At 64.6% G+C, this 19036-nt stretch carries 20 protein-coding genes; 7 read left to right on the top strand and 13 right to left on the bottom strand.

Annotated features, from left to right (window positions below):
- Window positions 1-76: 76 nt before the first annotated feature.
- Window positions 77-232, bottom strand: a complete 156-nt coding sequence (locus tag QA645_RS08205; protein WP_084292245.1) for a Thivi_2564 family membrane protein — start codon at window positions 230-232, stop codon at window positions 77-79.
- Window positions 233-506: 274 nt separating this feature from the next.
- On the opposite strand from QA645_RS08205, the gene QA645_RS08200 reads away from it, so the two are divergent.
- Both QA645_RS08200 and QA645_RS08195 read left to right on the top strand, forming a co-directional pair.
- Window positions 507-2600 (top strand): methyl-accepting chemotaxis protein, encoded by a 2094-nt coding sequence (locus QA645_RS08200; RefSeq protein WP_283049464.1) that lies wholly within the window; start codon window positions 507-509, stop codon window positions 2598-2600.
- Window positions 2601-2778: 178 nt separating this feature from the next.
- Window positions 2779-4872 carry a methyl-accepting chemotaxis protein gene (locus QA645_RS08195; protein ID WP_283049463.1) on the top strand — a complete coding sequence of 698 codons (2094 nt, stop codon included), beginning with the start codon at window positions 2779-2781 and terminating at the stop codon, window positions 4870-4872.
- A 5-nt stretch (window positions 4873-4877) separates the two neighbouring features.
- Here QA645_RS08195 and QA645_RS08190 read toward each other — a convergent pair whose 3' ends face one another.
- Window positions 4878-5531 (bottom strand): DUF2865 domain-containing protein, encoded by a 654-nt coding sequence (locus tag QA645_RS08190; protein ID WP_283049461.1) that lies wholly within the window; start codon window positions 5529-5531, stop codon window positions 4878-4880.
- 18 nt (window positions 5532-5549) lie between these two features.
- Window positions 5550-6323, bottom strand: coding sequence for a L,D-transpeptidase (locus QA645_RS08185; protein WP_283049459.1), 774 nt, complete (start codon window positions 6321-6323; stop codon window positions 5550-5552).
- Between the two features lie 208 nt (window positions 6324-6531).
- Between QA645_RS08185 and QA645_RS08180 the strand changes: the two genes are divergently transcribed.
- From QA645_RS08180 to QA645_RS08160, 5 genes are all read left to right on the top strand, one after another.
- On the top strand, window positions 6532-7644 hold the full coding sequence (locus QA645_RS08180) for an AI-2E family transporter (RefSeq protein ID WP_283049457.1): 1113 nt from the start codon (window positions 6532-6534) through the stop codon (window positions 7642-7644).
- Between the two features lie 76 nt (window positions 7645-7720).
- Window positions 7721-8092, top strand: a complete 372-nt coding sequence (locus tag QA645_RS08175) for a DUF883 family protein (protein ID WP_254134024.1) — start codon at window positions 7721-7723, stop codon at window positions 8090-8092.
- A 90-nt stretch (window positions 8093-8182) separates the two neighbouring features.
- Window positions 8183-8635: a hypothetical protein gene (locus QA645_RS08170; RefSeq protein WP_254195326.1), complete on the top strand. Its 453-nt coding sequence runs from the start codon at window positions 8183-8185 to the stop codon at window positions 8633-8635.
- Window positions 8636-8824: 189 nt separating this feature from the next.
- Window positions 8825-9967, top strand: a complete 1143-nt coding sequence (locus QA645_RS08165) for an OpgC domain-containing protein (protein WP_283049454.1) — start codon at window positions 8825-8827, stop codon at window positions 9965-9967.
- Window positions 9968-10075: 108 nt separating this feature from the next.
- Entirely contained in the window at window positions 10076-10684 is a 609-nt protein-coding gene (locus QA645_RS08160; RefSeq protein ID WP_254134027.1) for a TetR/AcrR family transcriptional regulator, read from the top strand.
- Here the strand turns inward: QA645_RS08160 and QA645_RS08155 are convergent.
- The 10 genes from QA645_RS08155 to QA645_RS08110 all read right to left on the bottom strand — a co-directional run bounded on the left by QA645_RS08155 (window position 10681) and on the right by QA645_RS08110 (window position 19026).
- Window positions 10681-12339: an HWE histidine kinase domain-containing protein gene (locus QA645_RS08155; RefSeq protein ID WP_254134028.1), complete on the bottom strand. Its 1659-nt coding sequence runs from the start codon at window positions 12337-12339 to the stop codon at window positions 10681-10683. The genes QA645_RS08160 and QA645_RS08155 overlap by 4 nt on opposite strands.
- 300 nt (window positions 12340-12639) lie before the next feature.
- Window positions 12640-13263: an urease accessory protein UreG gene (gene ureG, locus QA645_RS08150; RefSeq protein ID WP_212330530.1), complete on the bottom strand. Its 624-nt coding sequence runs from the start codon at window positions 13261-13263 to the stop codon at window positions 12640-12642.
- A gap of 157 nt (window positions 13264-13420) precedes the next feature.
- The gene (locus QA645_RS08145) at window positions 13421-14149 is read right to left on the bottom strand and encodes an urease accessory protein UreF (RefSeq protein WP_283053136.1); all 729 of its coding nucleotides are present in this window, start codon (window positions 14147-14149) and stop codon (window positions 13421-13423) included.
- Window positions 14130-14798, bottom strand: coding sequence for an urease accessory protein UreE (locus QA645_RS08140; RefSeq protein ID WP_283049451.1), 669 nt, complete (start codon window positions 14796-14798; stop codon window positions 14130-14132). Before QA645_RS08140 ends, QA645_RS08145 begins: the two co-directional genes overlap by 20 nt.
- Before the next feature lie 6 nt (window positions 14799-14804).
- The gene (locus tag QA645_RS08135; RefSeq protein WP_254134030.1) at window positions 14805-15104 is read right to left on the bottom strand and encodes a putative quinol monooxygenase; all 300 of its coding nucleotides are present in this window, start codon (window positions 15102-15104) and stop codon (window positions 14805-14807) included.
- A 139-nt stretch (window positions 15105-15243) separates the two neighbouring features.
- Window positions 15244-16959: an urease subunit alpha gene (gene ureC / locus QA645_RS08130; RefSeq protein WP_254134031.1), complete on the bottom strand. Its 1716-nt coding sequence runs from the start codon at window positions 16957-16959 to the stop codon at window positions 15244-15246.
- Between the two features lie 37 nt (window positions 16960-16996).
- Window positions 16997-17536, bottom strand: a complete 540-nt coding sequence (locus tag QA645_RS08125) for an HD domain-containing protein (protein WP_283049447.1) — start codon at window positions 17534-17536, stop codon at window positions 16997-16999.
- Window positions 17537-17539: 3 nt separating this feature from the next.
- Window positions 17540-17845 carry an urease subunit beta gene (locus QA645_RS08120; RefSeq protein WP_092227079.1) on the bottom strand — a complete coding sequence of 102 codons (306 nt, stop codon included), beginning with the start codon at window positions 17843-17845 and terminating at the stop codon, window positions 17540-17542.
- A gap of 11 nt (window positions 17846-17856) precedes the next feature.
- Window positions 17857-18159, bottom strand: coding sequence for an urease subunit gamma (locus tag QA645_RS08115; RefSeq protein WP_007605424.1), 303 nt, complete (start codon window positions 18157-18159; stop codon window positions 17857-17859).
- Between the two features lie 24 nt (window positions 18160-18183).
- Window positions 18184-19026: an urease accessory protein UreD gene (locus QA645_RS08110; protein ID WP_283049443.1), complete on the bottom strand. Its 843-nt coding sequence runs from the start codon at window positions 19024-19026 to the stop codon at window positions 18184-18186.
- Window positions 19027-19036: the final 10 nt, after the last annotated feature.

Here is a 19036-nt window from a genome sequence, read left to right as displayed (position 1 = left end):
GGCCGAGGCCGATCATCCGAACACCAAAAGCCCCGGCTCGCGCCGGGGCTTTTTTGTTGGGCGTCTGTGTCGCCCGCTAAAACACCGCGAGGTATTTCAGCAGCGACACGATGCCGATGATGATGACCACGACGCGCGCGATCTGCTTGGCGCGCCCGTCCATCGGCAGCATGTTGATGAGATAAAGCACGAGAATGATGACGAGAAAGGTGACGAGTACGCCGACCAGCATTGCAGGGCCCCCTTCAGGCAAATTGCTAACGAGGTCCTAACGCCTGTCTCGCGCGCCGGTTCCACCCGCGCAACCCCTTACAACTTCTGGTAAATGCGTAATTCTACCGGCAGGCGGCCTGCCTAAAACTTTACCCTTTTCGTTTCAGATGCGGAAACCGTACGGCCTGCGCGCCGCGAACGGTATGCGATTGCCGATGCGACCGCCCCCCGTTTTCTCGATTTTGCCGGGGCGTCTGTGCCGAACTTTGAAATGGGAATTTGGGGGGACTTCGATGCTCAATCGTCTGACCGTGTCCGCACTGTTGAAGGCAGTGATCGCGATCACGTCGAGCTGCGTGGTGATCGCACTCTCGCTCACCGCCTACGAATCCTGGGATCGCCTCAACACCGCCAATCGCATCTCGGCGATCGCCGACGCCTCCGCGGACCTATTCAAGGCGATGCACAATCTGCGTACCGATCGCTCGACCACGTCGCGGCTGTTGAACGCGACCGAACCGATGGACTCCGAGATCGAGAAATATCTCCGCGCGCTGCGCGATGCGCAGATGCCCGCGATGGCACGCGCGCTCGTGCTGCTGCCGTCCATGGACTTCCCGCGATCCGGCACGCTGGTGCCTGAGCTCGCGCGCCTCAACAAGCTGCTGATCGAAGAGCAGAAGGAGTTCTGGGAGAACGTCGCCAAGCCGAAAGACCAGCGCCGTGCGGGCTTGACCAAGGAATATATGGAGACGACGCAGGGGCTGCTCGATGTGCTCGACAATCTCGGGAACACGCTTGCCGCCACCGTCAACCACCAGGACGCCGAGATCGACCAGTTGCTGGCGATCAAGCAGAACGCCTGGCTGCTGCGCAACACCGCGGGCGAAGGTTCGCTGATCGTCTCGATGGGGCTTGCCGCCGGCAAGATCACGCCGGAAGCCCGCTACAACTATACCCAATATGTCGGCGGCACGAGCGCGATGTGGAAGGCGCTGGAATTGTCGACCTCGGGCATGCAGCTGCCGCCGGCGCTCGCCTCCGCCATGGCCGGAGCCAAGACCGCTTATTTCGATCCGCAATACCTGGCCTTGCGTGATCGCCTCGCCGACGCGCTGGTCAAGGGCGAGAAGGCCGAGATGACGGCCAACCAGTGGAGCCCGATCACGGTCGGCCGCATGGCGAGCGCGGTCGCGGTCGCCGAAGCCGCCCTCGATGCCGCGAGGGCGCACACCCTCGATCAGCGTGGCGCCGCGCAGCGCGCGCTGATCGTGCAACTGGTGCTGCTGGCGCTCGCGATCGGCCTCGCGGTCGGCGCGATCATGCTGGTCAGCCGCCGCGTCATCAACCCGCTCAACACCATCCGCGATGCCATGCTCAAGGTCGCCGGCGGCGATCTCGCCGTCGACAGCGGCTATCTGGATCGCCAGGACGAGATCGGCGCCCTTGCCGGCGCGCTGGAAACCTTCAAGCAGCAGGCCACTGAAAAGCTCAAGATCGAAGAGCACGAGCGCGAACGCAACGTCGGAGCCGCTGCGCGGCAGCGCGCGATCGAGGCCTATGTCGGCGAGTTCGAGGGCGCGGTGCGCAAGACGCTGGGCGAGCTGAACGATGCGTCGGGGCGGATGCGCAAGACCTCGGGCGATCTCTCCGCCGTCTCGCGGCAGACCAACGACCGCGTCCAGGTTGCCGGCAAGGCCTCCAACGACGCCTCCATGAGCGTCGACAGCGTCGCGGCCGCCGCGGAAGAGCTCTCGGCCTCGATCAACGACATCAGCCAGCAGGCCGCCCACGCCGCCGGCATCGCCGGTCGCGCCGTGACGCAGGCGCGCGAGACCGACGGCACGGTGCAGGGCCTGCAGAAGTCCGCAGGCCGCATCGGCGAGGTCGTCGGCCTCATCAACACCATCGCGGCACAGACCAATCTGCTCGCGCTCAACGCCACCATCGAGGCCGCACGTGCCGGCGAAGCCGGCCGCGGCTTTGCGGTGGTCGCCTCCGAGGTGAAATCGCTGGCGAGCCAGACCGCGAAGGCAACGGAAGAAATCTCCGAGCAGATCGCCGACATCCAGAAGGTCGCGGGCGATGCCATCAACGCGATCCAGACCATTGGCGGCATCATCGGCGAGGTCAACGAGGTCGCGACCGCGATCGCGGCGGCCGTGCAGGAGCAGGGCGCGGCGACACAGGAGATCACGCGCAGCACCCAATATGCGGCGCAGGGCACCAAGAACGTCTCGGACAACATCACCGGCGTGAGGGCGGATGCAGACGCCGCAGCCGCGGCCGCAGACAATGTGAAGAGCGCCTCCGAGATGCTGGAGACCCAGAGCAACCAGCTCGGCCAAGAGGTCAGCGACTTCCTCGGCAAGATCCGCGCGGCATAAGGTGCGCGGCTAGGTAATTTTACGGCAGGAACACTGTCTAAGTTTTTACCCTTTTCAGGCCAAATGCGCCCGGCGCCCGCTGTATGCAGGCGCGTCTATTGCGGCATCCCTTTGGTTTCGAGGTTCGTGGGGCTGCCGTTCGGAGCCACGAACTTCGAAATGCGTACCGGGGTGTCCGATGCTGAATCGCTTGACCGTATCCACGCTGCTGAAGGCGGTGATTCTCTCTACCGCGCTCGTCGTCGTCATCGGCTTCTCGATCAGCGCATGGAGCTCATGGGGCCGGCTGCAGCAGGCCAACCGGATCGTCGCGGCTTCGGCGGCTTCGGCCGAGATGTTCAAGGCGATGGCCAACATCCGGGCCGACCGCTCGACCAGCAACCGCCAGCTCACCTCCGACGTCCCGATGGACAAGGACATCGAAAAATACATCCGCGATATCCGCGAAGCGCTGATGCCGGCGCTGACCCGCACGCTGGAAATCCTGCCTTCGATCGACATGCCCCAGCGTGAAGCGATGGTGACCGACCTCGACCGGTTCAACAAGGCGCTGCTCGCCGCGCAGAATGAGTTCTGGACCGAAGCCGCCAAGCCAAAGGCGTCGCGCCGCCTGGCGCTGGCCAAGGAATACACCGACGCCGAAGATGGGCTGATGTCGGTGCTCGAGAAGCTGTCGCCGCTGCTTGCCGCGAGCGTCAACCACCAGGACGCGACGATCGATCAGCTGCTGATGATCAAGCAGATGGCCTGGCTGCTGCGCCTGAACGCCGGCGAGTCCTCGCTGATCGTCGGCAATGCGCTCGGCAGCGGCAAGATCGCCCCGGAAGTCCAGCTCGCCTACACGAAATGGGTCGGCGGCACCGAGACTGCCTGGAATGCGATCGAGCTTGCCGCGACCGGCATGCAATTGCCGCCGGCGTTGAGCTCGGCGATGGCCGAAGCCAAATCGACCTATTTTGATCCGCAATACGCCGCCACGCGCGACGGAATCATTGCTGCCGTCGCCAAGGGCGAGAAGGCGTCGATGACCGCCAACCAGTGGAGCCCCTATTCGGTGCCGCGCATGATGACGGCAGTGAAGCTTGCCGATGCGGCGCTGCAGGCCGCCAAGGATCATTCCGCGGCACAGCGCTCATCGGCCGTCCAGTGGCTGATCGTCAATACCGCCCTGCTGATCGCTGCGATCGTTCTGACCGGTGCTGCAATGCTGGCCGTCAGCCGCCGCGTGATCACGCCGCTGCATCGGATCCGCGACGCCATGCTCAGGGTCGCCGGCGGTGATCTCGGCGTCGACAGCGGCTATCTCGACCGTCACGACGAGATCGGCTCGCTCGCCGGTGCACTGGAGACCTTCAAGCAGCAGGCGATCGACAAGCTCAAGATCGAGGAGCAGGAACGCGAGCGCAATGCCGGCGCGGCCGCGCGCCAGCGCGCCATGGAAACCTATGTCGGCGAATTCGAGGGTGTGGTGCGCAAGTCGCTCGGCGAATTGAGCGATGCCTCGGCCGAGATGCGCAAGACCTCGGGCGATCTCTCCGCCGTGTCGCGCCAGACCAACGAGCGCGTCGAGGTCGCCGGTAAAGCCTCCAACGACGCCTCCACCAGCGTCGAGAGCGTCGCGGCGGCGGCCGAAGAGCTTTCAGCCTCGATCAACGACATCAGCCAGCAGGCCGCGCATGCCGCAGGGATCGCCAGCCGCGCCGTCAACCAGGCGCGCGAGACCGACGGCACCGTGCAGGGGCTGGCTCAATCCGCAGGCCGCATCGGCGAGGTCGTCGGACTGATCAACACCATCGCGGCACAGACCAACCTTCTCGCCCTCAACGCCACGATCGAGGCTGCGCGGGCCGGCGAGGCCGGCCGCGGCTTTGCGGTTGTCGCCTCCGAGGTGAAGTCATTGGCGAGCCAGACCGCAAAGGCGACCGAGGAGATCTCGGAGCAGATCGCCGATATCCAGAAGGTCGCCGGCGACGCCATCAACGCCATCCAGGCGATCGGCGGCATCATCGGCGAGGTCAACGAGGTCGCGACCGCGATTGCCGCTGCCGTGCAGGAACAGGGCGCAGCGACGCAAGAGATCACCCGCAGCACGCAATATGCCGCGCAGGGCACCAAGAACGTCTCCGACAACATCACCGGCGTGAAGGCCGACGCCGACACCGCGGCCGGCGCCGCAGACAACGTCAAGCAGGCCTCGCAGATGCTGGAGACCCAGAGCCGTCAGCTCGGCGATCAGGTCAGCGACTTCCTGGGCAAGATCCGCGCGGCGTAGGCCCCCTACTCCTTCGCCACCACCGGCACCTGGCGGAATTTCGCGCGGATCTTTTCCGGCAAGGGCGAGAAGTTCATCGCGATACCGCGGCGATCGTTGGCGTTGCGATTGGCGACGACGAGGCCGTCGCTACCCGCAACGATATCGCCCTTGCGCAAGGTCGGATCGTCCTCGGCCTTGAGCGAAGCGAGGCCGGCCGGATCCTTGCCGTTGCAGGTACACCCGGACACGATCTCGTTGCGATAGCGGAAGGCGTTCGGCAGATCGGAATAGGATTTTCCGCTGTCGGTCGTGGCGTCGTCGATATTGCTGCCATAGACCAGCGAGGTTTCCGACGCCGGACAGAAGCTCTTGCAGGATTGCGCCTTGCTCTCGGCGTCGTTGCCCTGCGCCGGGAAATAGCGCCCGTCGCAGCCGCGCACGCAATAGGCCGTGCCACCACCATAGGCAGCGCGCTGGCGCGGCGCGTCGTAGCGCGGCATATCGTCGTTCGGGAACGGCACCCGGATCTCGGGCGGCGGCCGCATGCGGAAGCCACCGAACAGCGCAGAGAAGAAATCCTCCGCATGCGCCGAGGGCGCTTGCACAAGGCCGAGGCAAGCGACCGTGACGAACGCAGCCGTTCCGCCAGCGAGCCTGGTGATCGAACGTCTCATCATGCAACCTCACTCAACTCTTCAATCGACCGACGACGCAGAGATGTTCAGCGCCTGACGCCCCGAGGGTAGCGTCGTCGCCGCCGGCCGCTTGCGCAGGGGATCGCCGCCGCGCGCCATCAGCGGCGCATTCTTCGGCAGCACCACGACCCTGGCGCCGACATTGACGCGGCTGAACAGGTCGCTCACGTCCTCATTGGTGAGGCGGATGCAGCCTGAAGAGACGAACTTGCCGATCGTGGTGGGATCGTTGGTGCCGTGGATACGGTATTCGCTGGTGCCGAGATACATCGCGCGGGCGCCGAGCGGATTGCCGGGGCCGCCGGCGACGAAGCGCGGCAGATAGGGCTGGCGCGCGATCATCTCTGCCGGCGGATGCCAATCCGGCCATTCCGCCTTGCGGCTGATGCTCTGCACGCCCGACCAGGTGAATCCCTCGCGACCGACGCCGACGCCGTAGCGCATCGCACGACCGTTACCGAGCACGTAGTAGAGATAGGTGTTGGCGGTATCGATGACGATGGTGCCGGCCGGCTCGTTGCGGTCGAAGCTGACGATCTGCCGGCGCAGGCGATCCGGCAGCGCCGCATCTTCGTCAGCGGCCCGCGGCGCCTCGCTCGAGTAACCCTGCGAAGAATAGGTCTGATCCTGCGGATAGGCCTGCGGCTGCATCGGCACATAACCGAGCGTTTGGGCCTGAGCCGCGAACGGCACGGTCAGCAAAGCTGTCGCAAAGGCACAAGCGGTGACGACGCGCGGCGAGAAGCTGCGACGGACTACGGAGAACTTGGTCATGTGCTGCCCCGTGTGATGTCGGCATCTTGAGTGATGCGGCTTCCCAACAAACGCAGCAGAGCCGACTCAAGTTCCGCCTGCCCGTGCGGCAACGACGTCACAGTCAAGCGAGCGCAACTTCACGAAGCCGCGATGGAACCGCAGCGGGTGTGGGGCGTTTCCTGATGACCAATGGGCGCCCGGAGACCTCCGTGCGGGGAGAGAGATTGTGCGCGTCCTTCCCAGTGAACGTCTGATTTCCGGCAACGACGAGGGTACTCCGCTCCCCGACAGCCATGTCGAGCTGCCGCCGGTGATTCGGCGTACCGAGTTCGTTGCCCTTGCGCTGGCGGGCCTGCTCCTGATCGCCATCGTCGCGGTGCTCTATGTCGCCAAGGGGTTCTTCCTGCCGGTCGTCATGGCCATCGTCGCCGGAACGATGCTGTCACCGGCCGCGACCTTCCTGGAGAAGCGGCACGTGCCGCGTGCCGTCGGCGCCGTGCTCATCGTGATCGCGGTGACCGCGCTGGTTGCCTTCGTCTTTGCGCTGATCGCCGCACCAGCCATGGAATGGAGCTCGCGTCTGCCGGAGTTGGGCGCGCAGCTCAAGGATAAGATGCACGTCTTCGACCGGCCTCTGGCGCTGTGGCGAGAGCTGCAGACCATGATCGGTGGCTCCGAGGGGCTGCCGAGCCTCCAGCTGCCCAAGTTCGACTGGGTGCAGCCGACGCTGGAATTCCTGTCACCGACTTTCGCCGAATTCCTGTTGTTCTTCGCCACCCTGATCCTGTTCATCGCCAGCTGGCGCGATCTGCGACGCGCCATGATCATGAATTTCAGCGACCGCGACGCGCGGCTGCGCACATTGCGGATTCTGAACGAGATCGAGGTCCATCTCGGCAACTACCTCCTGACCGTGACCCTCATCAATATCGGCGTGGGCGTCGCGGCCGGGATCGTCTGCGCAGTCACCGGAATGCCCAATCCGGCCGGGCTCGGGGCACTCGCGGCCGCCCTCAACTTCATCCCCATCATCGGTCCCGTCGCCATGTTCGTCATATTGGCCGTCGTCGGTGTCGTGGCCTTCCCGACCCTCGGCGGCGGCTTGGTCGCGGCGATCGCCTTCGGCGGCATTACCTTCATGGAAGGGCACTTCGTCACGCCGACCATCATCGGCCGCAGGCTGGCGCTGAACGCGCTCGCCGTGTTCATCGCTCTCGCCTTCTGGACCTGGCTGTGGGGACCGATGGGGGCGTTTTTGTCGTCGCCGCTCCTCATCGTGGGGCTGATCATGAAGGAGCATCTGTTGCCGGAGAATTCGCCGCAGCTTCCGCAGGCGTGAGCCCGGCCATGAACGGAACTTACCTGAAGACGAAGCGTTTTCCGCCCATCTCACCGCCAACAGTTCGGAGCCCGTGATGTCAATATCCGATGGCGAAGCCAGAATGAGAGACTGGACCGACAAAGCCACCGCAGAACGCCTCGAGAAGGATGTAGCAGCCGTGAAAAGCGATATCGCCGCCCTCACCGACCAGATCACCGACGCCCTCAACACATTCGCCAACGCCACGGGCAAACAGGCCCGACGCGGTTACAAGCAGGCGCGCGACAACATGGATTCGACCATCGACGACTTCTCCGAGCGCGGCAGCGCAATGATGGACGCGGCGCAGGATGCCTACGGCTCGATCGAGGAAACGCTGGAAGACGCGATCACGCAGCGGCCGCTCGCGACCGTCGGTGTCGCGCTCGGCATCGGCTTCCTCATCGGCTTCGCCTGGCGCCGCTAGGACGCAAGATGGATTATGAGGTCACGACGGCCTGTGCTGCCGTGACCGGCACGTGACCAATTGGCTTGTGGGGACCTGAGGAGCAAGACCGTGTTTCAGCGCATCATCGACGGCATCAGCGCATCGACGGGCACGACTGTGCGGCTGACCTCGCTGGCGGCGGGTGCGGCGTTCGCGCTGTTCATCACCACGTGCTTCCTCTGCGCGGCGGCCTTCATCTCGGTGCTGGAGAAATACGGTCCGGTTCAGGCCTGTCTTACGGGCGCCGGCATCTTCTTCCTGCTGACGCTCGCCGCGGCGGGAAGCTATTGGGGCTACAAGCGGGAGATGCGGACGCGCGCTCGCATCGCCGCCGAGCGCGCCGCAAAGGCGGCCCCGAGCATGCTCGCCGATCCCATGCTGATCGCAACAGGCTTGCAGATCGTCCGCGCTATCGGCGTCAAGCGGCTGTTGCCGATCCTGGCCATCGGCGGCGTCGCGCTCGGAATCATGGCGAGCCGCGCTGGCGCTACGGATGAGGCATCAGTCGAGCCGGCCGAGTAAGGGGCGCGATCGCATTAAGAAAATTGCGCGGCCGACCGGACGAGCGCGCTGGAGGAAATTCCACGGCTTATCTCTGCGCAATTTTTAATCAGGCGCGGTAAATCTACCCTCCTTCACGCAATCGCTACTCGGATAGGCAGGCGGTTGCCGCTAAAAGCATCGCCCCTGATTCCAAAAGTCATTTCCACGATGAAGCCGTCCGTCAAGGCGAACCTCTCCGCATTTCAGCACGATGTCCGTCTTTACCTGACGCTCGGCATTGCGACCTGGTCGGTCTTCGTCGATCACATCCCGAACAATGTCGTCAACCTGCTGACGCTGCGCAATTTCGGCTTCAGCGGCGCTGCCGACCTGTTCGTGTTCGTGGTGGGCTATGGCGTCGCCATCATCTACGGCAGGATGGCGCTGGAGCGCGGTTATGTCGTCGCCGCGACGCGCATCTTCGGCCGTGTCTGGCGGCTCTATGCCGCCTATGTCGTGCTGTTCGTGGTCTACATCGACACCATCGCCTATGTCGCATCGCAATCGATGGCGCCGGAGATCATCAGCGACTACAACATCTCCGGGATACTCGATCATCCGCTGCGCATCCTGGTCCGCGGCCTCGTGCTGCAGGAAGAGCCGCTGAACCTCGACCTGCTGCAATTGATGATCCCGCTGATGGCATTCTTTCCGTTGGCCCTGTGGGGGCTGTTGCGGCGGCCGAACGTGACGCTGGCGCTCTCTGTTGCATTCTATTTCGCGGCGCGCTGGTTCGAGTGGGGTTTCCGAACCTATCCGGACCAGGAATGGACGTTCAACCCGTACTGCTGGCAGATGCTGATGGTGCTGGGCGGCTGGTTCGCCGTCACCGGCGCGTCGGGCCGCGCGTTGCGCAACCTGCCCTGGCTCCGCGTGCTGGCGGGCGCCTACCTGGTGTCGGCGATGGCCATCACCCTGATGCGCCATTCGCCGACATTGTCGGCCTATTTGCCGGATGTCGTGCTCAACGGCATCTCGCCGGCCGACAAGGAAAACCTCGCGCCCTATCGCGTGCTGCATTTCCTCGCGCTCGCCTTCATCGCGACCCACCTCATCCCGGCCGACCATCCGGGGCTGCAATGGAAGCCGCTCCAGATGGTGATCAAATGCGGCGAGGAATGGCTCGCCGTGTTCTGCGTCGGCGTATTCCTGTCCTTCGCCGGCCATCTCATCCTGATCACCGGCGCCAATCTGGTCGTGATGCAGATCGGGGTGAGCCTTGCCGGTTTCGCGGCGATGACGGCGGTGGCCTATTATATCTCCTGGTCGAAGCGTCAGGATGAGCCGGCAGCCGTACGGCAACGGGCCTAGCCGCAAGGCTCTCGCGCGATTTCGCTAGGCCGGAGACCTCGGCTACGCTATGCGGGACGAGGCGGCGGCGGCTGATGGGAATGGCCGCGCAGGGAGGCCGGCTTGGTCATGGCGAAGAGCACGAGCGATGTGGCCGAGGGCGCGCCCCGGCGCGGCCGGCCGCGCTCGATCGAGACCACCAACGCCATCCTCGAAAGCGCCTATGCGCTGATGGCCGCGACCGGCCTTGCCGCAACCACGATCGATGCCGTCGCGCGCCACTCCAACGTCTCCAAGATGACGATCTACAAATGGTGGCCGTCGCGGGAGGCGCTGCTGATCGACGCTTTTCTCCACCACGCCGCGCAGATGCTGCCGCTGCCGCCGCCGAGCGCGGGTACGCCTGCGGCACGTGCACGCCGCCATGCCACGGCCTATGCCGAAGCCTTGCAGGGCGAGTTCGGCAAGGTGCAGCTTGCGGTCATCTCCGAATGCATCTCCAAGACCGGCTCGGCGGAGCTGTTCTATTCGCGCTACCTCCAGTTCCGCCGCGACGCGCTGGTGGAGATGATCGCAACCGGCCAGCGTGACGGCAGCATTCTGGCCGAGGCTCCGGCGGAAGATCTTTACGACGCCATCTATGGCAGCCTGTTTTACCGCTACGTCTTCGGCATCGCGCCGATCACGGCAGCCTACGCACGCAACCTGGTCGACCTGGTGTTGCGGCCGAAGGGCTAGCGCACCGGCTTCACCGGCTGCGACAGTTTTTCGGTGCGGTCGCGCTCGGTCATGTCCACGACCGTTTCCATCGGCGCGGTCAATTCATAGACATAGGAGACGTCGGTGAAGTAGCGCTTGGCGGTGCCGCCGAGCGCTTCCGGCGCGACGCGGTCGAGCAGGATCAGGCCGAAATCCGAATCCGGTCGGCGGGTCGCCTCGCTGGTGTTGAACTCCTCCCAGCGGAAATGAAACACCGTCTCCGGCTCCTCGCCCGTCACCGTCCAGTTTGCCGTGATGTGCGGATGCTTGCCGACCAGCGACAGGCCTTCGTCCGAGTGCGAGGCAAGCTCGAAGAACAGCAGCGACAGGCTCTGGGCGGCACGCGCGCTGACCGCGATGTCCGGGCCACTGACGGCGATGCGATCGGCATGCGGAATGGCACGCGCTTCGAACAGGCCCTTCAGCTTGACGCCCTGCCATTGGCTCTCGCTGAGCAGCGAGACCACGTTGGACATGGCGTGGATGCGGCCGATCAGGAGCTCGCGCGCGACATCGATGTCCGAGCCGTGGCGCAGCGTGCGCGTCACGATCGACTGGATCACCGCGAGGATGTTCTTGACCCGGTGGTTGAGCTCGTCGATGACCGCGGTCAGCCGGCGCTCGAAGCCGATCCGCACCTGGATTTCGCGGCTGAGCCTCAAATTATTGTAGGCGACGTAACCGAACAGGCCGCAGACCATCGCGGTAATGGCGAAGCCGATCGCCGCAACGATGATTGCGGTCTGCTCTGCGCGCCGAGCCGAATTGGTCTTCGCGTAATAGCCGAGCTGCCAGTCGCGGCCGCCGAAGCTGATGGTGCGCGTTGCCGACGGGGCCGGCCCGTCCGGCGTCGTCATGCGGGTGGACACGATGCCCTGATCGTTGGCAACGAGCTCGCTGCCTTCCTTGCGCGGGTCCTTCAGCGCGACCGAGAACAACGACAGATCGTCATTGGTCAGCATCAGCGACGCCAGCTCGTAGGAAAAGGTGACGAAGCCGACCGGCTCGGTAGCGCCTTCCGGAATAACGGGGGCGGCCACGATGACGCCGATCGGGCCGTTGTCGCGCAAGAGCGGTAAAGGGTCGGAGGCAACCGACCGCTTCTCGACCCTGGCCCGCGTCAGCATGGCGTTGCGAACCGGTTCGTCATCGTAGCTGCGGCCCGGCAGCGCCTTGGTCTCGTCGCTGCGCGGCTCGAGGTCCATCAGCACGTCGATCGGCTGGGTCAGGCTTGCCGGGTTGATCGGCTTGTCGTTGTAGTCACGGATCTGCGGTTTCGGGAAGCCGGCGGCCGCTATCGCGGTCTGCGCCGCGGCGAGCTCGCTCGGCTGCAGCCGGGCGACCCAGCCGGCCACCACGAAGTCGGTCTTGAAGGCGTAGATCGCCGAGCGCAACGGCTCCAGCATGTTGGGCTTCAGCACCGACGGCGCGCGGAACAGGCCTGAGGCGACACGCGCCAGCAGCTCACGCTCGGTCGACCTGTCCTGGACGAGGCTCGCATGAACGTCGATCGCGCGGGCCAGCGCAATCCGATCCAGCGCCAGCTCCTGGTCGTGGACACGATAAGCCGCAAGCCCGGAGAGCAAGGCTCCGAGCAGAGCGATGAAGCCGATGATGAAACCCAGCCGGACCACGCGACTACTCAGGCGAAGGCAGGAGGTCGGCAATAAACACGGAGCATATCAACGCCGCTCGAACGACCATGTGCCGAAACAGGGTGGACCCCAGTGGCAGAGATAATGACGGAGGAGGCATCTGTACGCAACTTCGGTCGCCGAAAAAGCTTAATTCGCCCGGCCGATCGTCTGGCCAACAGCGGCTCTGCTCCGGGCACCGGAGGTGGATAATCGCCGTGTCCGACATTGGTTCCGCCGAGGCGGCTTTGCCTCAGGTGTTAACGGCGGAAAATGCCTGCGCCACGTCGCCGCGGTCCGTCAGCCCGCGCGTTTCAGCCCACCCTTGGTCTCGATGAAGCCGACGATGCGGTCGAGCCCCTCGCTCTTCTTCAAATTGGTCATGACGAAGGGGCGCTCGCCGCGCATGCGCCTGGCATCCGTGTCCATCTTCTCGAGGGAGGCACCGACATGGGGCGCGAGGTCGATCTTGTTGATGACCAGAAGGTCGGAACGGGTGATGCCGGGCCCCCCCTTGGACGGAATCTTGTCACCGGCGGCAACGTCGATCACATAGATGGTGAGATCGGCCAGCTCCGGCGAGAAGGTCGCCGCGAGATTGTCGCCGCCGGACTCGATCAGCACGAGGTCGAGCCCCGGGAATTTGGCGCGCATGTCCGCAACCGCGGCAAGATTCATCGAGGCGTCCTCGCGGATCGCCGTGTGCGGGCAGCCTCCAGTCTCGACGCCGGCGATGCGGTCCGGGGTCAACGAGCCGGAACGCACGAGGAATTCCGCATCCCATTTGGTATAGATGTCGTTGGTGATCGCAGCGATGTCGTAGCGCTCGCGCATGGTCTTGCAGAGCAGATCCATCAGCGCGGTCTTGCCCGATCCAACGGGGCCGCCGACGCCGACACGCAAGGGGCCGTGAGATTTCGACATACTCTCTCCTAATGTCGTCCCGGCGAAGGCCGGGACCCATAGCCACCGAAGTCAGTTGATGAGACGGGATATGGCTGCGTCCTTTCATAACCACACACATTTGTGGTTATGGGTCCCGGCCTTCGCCGGGACGACGATCGGTTAGACCTCGCGCCTCTCATGACCGAAACAGCCGCGTATATTGTGTCTCGTGCCGCAGGCTGGCGAGATCGGCGCGGAAGGTCGCGCTGCCGAGATCGTCGAGCGTCGCCGCGAGTGCCCGATGGGCGGTCGCGGCGACGGCGGCTTCCAATTTCACCAGCACGCGCTGGCTGTCGGTCTGGCCGAGCGGAATGAGCCGGCTCGCCGCCGAGATCCAGTTCGAGACCAGCGCATGCAGGAAGGCGTGCAGCGTCGGTGCCAGCGGCACGCCGTGCAACGCCGCGACGACGCCGACGGCGACGGGATAGACCAGTGGCGTGCGGCACGCCGCGACCATGATATCGAGGCCCTCGGCATCCCACGCCGCGCGGGAAATGTCGATGAAGGCGCGCCCCTGCGAGGTCGTCTCGAGTTGCCGTTCGCGCGACGGCACGAAGGCGGCGGCGAGTTCGGCGACATCACTCAAGGACGCATCCTCGCCAGCCTCGGCGGCGCGATAGGCGTGGACCAGAAACGTCGCATCGCAAAAGCCGGAGCCGTCGCCAAGCATGGCATCCAGCCAATCGGCTAGCGTCGCGATGTCGGTGATGTCCCCCGCTTCGACCGCCCATTCGATGCCGCTCGAATAGGAGAACCCGCCGACGGGAAACGCCGGCGACAGCCACGTCATCAGCCGGTACAGCGCCGCCGCCTCGCGCTCGGCGAGGTCGGAGGCACTCACCGGCTCATTTGTGGTCATGAGCATGCTTGTGGCCGTGATGATGGTCGGGATGATCGCAGTGCTCGTCGTGGTGATGGTGATGATCATGACCATGGTCATGCGCGGCATGATCATGATGGTGGTCGTGGCCGTGATGATCATGGTGATGGTGGCCATGATCGTGGTGACCATGATCGTGGTGGCCGTGATCATGATGATCGTGGTCATGGTGGGCATGGTCATCGTGACCATGCGCATGGCTCGCCTCGGCATAAGCGCCGCCTTCGGGATCGAACGGCGCCTCGATCTCGACGACGCGCGCGCCGAGGCCCTTCACCATGGCCTCGATGACGTGATCGCGGCGGATACGCAAGCTCTTGGCCATCAGTTGCGTCGGCAGATGGCGATTGCCGAGATGCCAGGCAACGCGGATGAGATGATGCGGGTCGTGGCCACGGATCTCCAGCAGCGGCTCGGGCGCCGCAACCACTTCGACCAGCCTTCCGTCCTCCAGCACCAGCGCATCGCCGCCGCGCAACGCGACGGCGTTTTCCAGGTCGAGCAGGAATTCGAGCCCCCGCGTCCCCGTCATCGCCATGCGGCGGCGGTGCCGATCGTCGAAATCGAGCACGACCGTATCCGCCGGCGTTTCCGTGAAACGGTGCTGTCCCTTGACCTGCGTCGCCCGGATCATGCGTTGTTACCTCGTCTCGACCTTCTCGGGCGTGATGATTTCGACCTTCGGCGGCGCCGTGAAGCACTTCACCGCAACTCGGCCGAACGTCTTCATGTGCTCCTGGCCGCGATGCGGCACCAGCGCCTCGGCGTTCTCCCACTGCTCGACGAACACCATCTTGGTAGGATCGGTGACGCTCTCGTGCATATCGTAGGCGATATTGCCCGGTTCCTTCCGCGTCTCCTTGATGCAGGCGGTGGCAGCTGCAATGAATTCGGCGCGCGTCTCAGGCTTGATGGTCAGGGTTGCAACGACGTAAATCACGAGAAATCCTCCCGGCTTTTCTTCTGGTTCAAGACACCGGGCGGGACATTAGACCAGCCCGGATCGAACGCAAAACCGGAAAAGCCGCCTCCGGGCATGCAATGAGACATGCGCCAGGGACATGCGTTGAGGCGCTATTTCAGTACATGAAATATCGCTGCGCCATCGGCAGCACCTCGGCCGGAGGACACGTCAGAAGCTCGCCATCGGCGCGCACCTCGTAAGTCTCCGGATCGACCTCGATATTGGGCGTGGCGTCGTTGTGGATCATGCTCTTCTTCGAGATCTTGCTGCGGGTATTCTGGACCGCGTAGAGCTTCTTCTCGATGCCCAGTTTCCGGGCGAGACCGCCGGTGATCGCGGCCTTCGAGGTGAAAACGACGGACGACGCTGTGCGCGCCCCGCCGAACGCGCCGAACATCGGCTGGTAGTGCACCGGCTGCGGCGTCGGGATCGAGGCGTTGGGATCACCCATGGGGGCTGCGACGATCATGCCGCCCTTGACGATGCAGTCCGGCTTGACGCCGAAGAAGGCCGGCGACCACAGCACGAGATCGGCGAGCTTGCCCTTCTCCACCGAGCCGATCAGCTTCGACACGCCATGCGCGATCGCCGGATTGATCGTGTATTTGGCGATGTAGCGCTTGACGCGGAAATTGTCGTTGTCCTTGCCCTTGTCCTGCGGCAGCGATCCGCGCTGCTTCTTCATCTTGTCGGCGGTCTGCCACGTCCGGATGATGACCTCGCCGAGGCGGCCCATGGCTTGCGAGTCCGACGACATCATCGAGAGCGCGCCGAGATCGTGCAGGATGTCTTCGGCCGCGATGGTCTCCTTGCGGATGCGGCTCTCCGCGAACGCCAGATCTTCCGCGATCGAGGGATCGAGGTGGTGGCACACCATCAGCATGTCCAGATGCTCGTCGATGGTGTTGCGGGTGAATGGCCGCGTCGGATTGGTCGAGGACGGCAGCACGTTCTTCAGGCCTGCGACCTTGATGATGTCGGGCGCGTGGCCGCCGCCGGCGCCCTCGGTGTGGAAGGCGTGGATGGTGCGGCCCTTGAACGCCTTGATCGTGTCCTCGACGAAGCCGGATTCGTTCAGCGTGTCGGAATGCAGCATGACCTGGATGTCGTAATCGTCGGCCACCGACAGGCAGTTGTCGATCGCCGCCGGCGTGGTGCCCCAATCTTCATGCAGCTTCAGCGCGCAGGCGCCACCCTTGATCATCTCGACCAGCGCGGCCGGGCGCGAGGCGTTGCCCTTGCCGGAAATGCCGAGATTGACCGGGAAAGCATCGAACGACTGGATCATCCGCCCCATGTGCCAGGGGCCGGGCGTGCAGGTCGTGGCGAAGGTGCCGTGCGAAGGACCGGTGCCGCCACCGAGCATCGAGGTGACGCCGGACATCAGCGCGTGCTCGATCTGTTGCGGGCAGATGAAATGGATGTGGCTGTCGAAGCCGCCGGCGGTGAGGATTTTTCCCTCGCCCGCGATCACGTCGGTGCCGGGGCCGATGATGATCGTCACGCCCGGCTGGATGTCGGGATTGCCGGCCTTGCCGATCGCCGAAATCATGCCCTCCTTGATGGCGACGTCAGCCTTCACGATGCCCCAGTGGTCGACGATCAGCGCATTGGTGATGACGGTGTCGGCCGCGCCCTGCTTGTTGGTGACCTGCGACTGGCCCATGCCGTCACGGATTACCTTGCCGCCGCCGAACTTCACCTCCTCGCCGTACGTGGTGAAATCCTTCTCGACCTCGATGATGAGATCGGTGTCGGCGAGTCGCACCTTGTCACCGGTGGTCGGACCGAACATGTCGGCATAGACGGAACGCTTCATCTTGACGGACATCACAAGCCCCGTTTGCGTTTGAATTTCAGGTCGGCGCTCACAGCGAAGCCCTCGCCTTTCGCACCATGTCGTCGAATGTCGTGTCGAGCCAGGCATTGCCGCCGCGGCAGCCGGCAACGACCTGCTCGGCCCAGCCGGTATAGTCGACGAGGTCGTCGCGCTCGTCCGCGGTCGGATCGGAATGAATGCGCGCGCCGATATTGCTGACCTTGTCGGCGATCTTGATCAGCTTTGCGCCGGCAGACTTTTTCGGTCCGTCGACAACCTGCAGGCGCCGCCGCTCCGCTTTCGGCAGGCTCATGTCGTCGGTGCATTCGACGACGAGGGAAGCGACACGATCGGAGAATCCTTGCGCCAGCTCTTCGCGCGTGGCCGCGGTGTCCTCGATCACGTCGTGCAACCATCCGGCGGCAACGAGTTCGGCATCCGCCCCATCGGTCGCAGCCGCGAGCAGATTCGCGACCTCGGCGAGATGGTTGATGTAAGGCTCATTCCCCCGCCCCTTGCGCGCCATGCCATTGTGCCGGCGCGCGGCCAGCTCAGCAGCTTCGGAGATGAGGCGGACGGCGGAGAGCATGAATCACAGCTTCCCCATCACGTCGCCGCGAAAACCGTAGATCGTCTTCTTGCCGGCGAGCGCGACGAGCTGGACGTCGCGGGTTTGGCCGGGTTCGAAGCGGACGGCGGTGCCGGCGGCGATGTCGAGGCGCATGCCGCGGGACTTCTTGCGGTCGAATTTCAGCGCGGGGTTGGTCTCGAAGAAATGGTAGTGCGAGCCGACCTGGATCGGGCGGTCGCCGGTGTTGGCGACCGTCAGCGTCACGGTCTTGCGGCCGGCATTGAGCTCGATCTCGCCGTCCTGGATGAAGAGTTCGCCGGGGATCATGCGTCTTACTCCTATCGGATCGGTTCGTGCACGGTGACGAGTTTGGTGCCGTCAGGGAACGTCGCCTCGACCTGGATGTCGTGGATCATCTCGGGGATACCCGGCATCACCTGATCGCGTGTCAGAACCTGCGCGCCGGATTGCATCAGTTCGGCGACGGTGCGGCCGTCGCGCGCGCCCTCGAGGATGAAATCGGAGATGATCGCGATCGCCTCGGGATGGTTGAGCTTGACGCCGCGGTCGAGCCTGCGGCGCGCCACGATGGCCGCCATCGAGATCAGAAGCTTGTCCTTTTCGCGGGGAGACAGGTTCATGCGAAATCTCTTCCGTTCAACACTTCAATTCAGCCACAGCCGGGGCAGCGCGGCGCCGGTGCGCGCCAGCACAGCCATCATGTCGGCACGCAAACGCGCCGCATCTTGGGCACAGAACCGCGCCATTGCAAAGCCATTCCAGGCCGAGATTCCGACCTCGCCCGCGAAAGAATCCGATGCCTCGCGGACGCGTTCGACCAATGCCTCATCGCCGGGCGCGATCAGGGCCGTGCCGATCGCAGCAGCGCCCTTCCCGACCGCCGATCGCGAGAGTTTCGCGCCGATATCGCCCTCGAGCCTGATCGTCTCGGCAAAGACCAGCTTGCCGCCACGGCGCAACCGCCAGCGGTCGACGAATTCGCCCTGCTCCATGCGCTCGCCCATGGCAGTGCGGCCGAAGACGACAATTTCACAAAGCAGGAGCGAGGCAGCCTCATCGAGTTCGATGTCGAAGCGGCGATGAACCCGGGCGCGATCGAACAGGATCGTCTCCTGGGGCAACCAGCCGAGATGCGCGCCAGCGGCAGCCCTCAGGGAAATGTTGAGCCGCGCAGCCGCGCTCGGCGCGCGATAGACCTTTTCGGCGGCGGCCGTCGTCAGCGTCAGCCGCGATCTGTCTGCAGCCGAAATCTCGATGTCGAAGCGATCGCCGCCGGCGACGCCACCGGCCGTGTTGACGAACACGCCGGACAGGCCATCGTCCTCCGGCGAGGGAAAGCGCACGCGCAACGAGCCGGATTCATGCAGAGCCCCGCGCCGCGTCACGCCGTCGCGGGCGTGCACGTCGAAACGCACCGCGCCGCGGGCACGGTTGGCCTCGAACACCGAAGATGTCGCCAAAGATGTGACCAAGGCGTCGCTGCGCATCCGTCTCCCC

The organism is Bradyrhizobium sp. CIAT3101 (assembly GCF_029714945.1).
Classification (GTDB): Bacteria; Pseudomonadota; Alphaproteobacteria; order Rhizobiales; family Xanthobacteraceae; genus Bradyrhizobium.
This window is presented reverse-complemented; position numbering and strand designations above follow the sequence as displayed.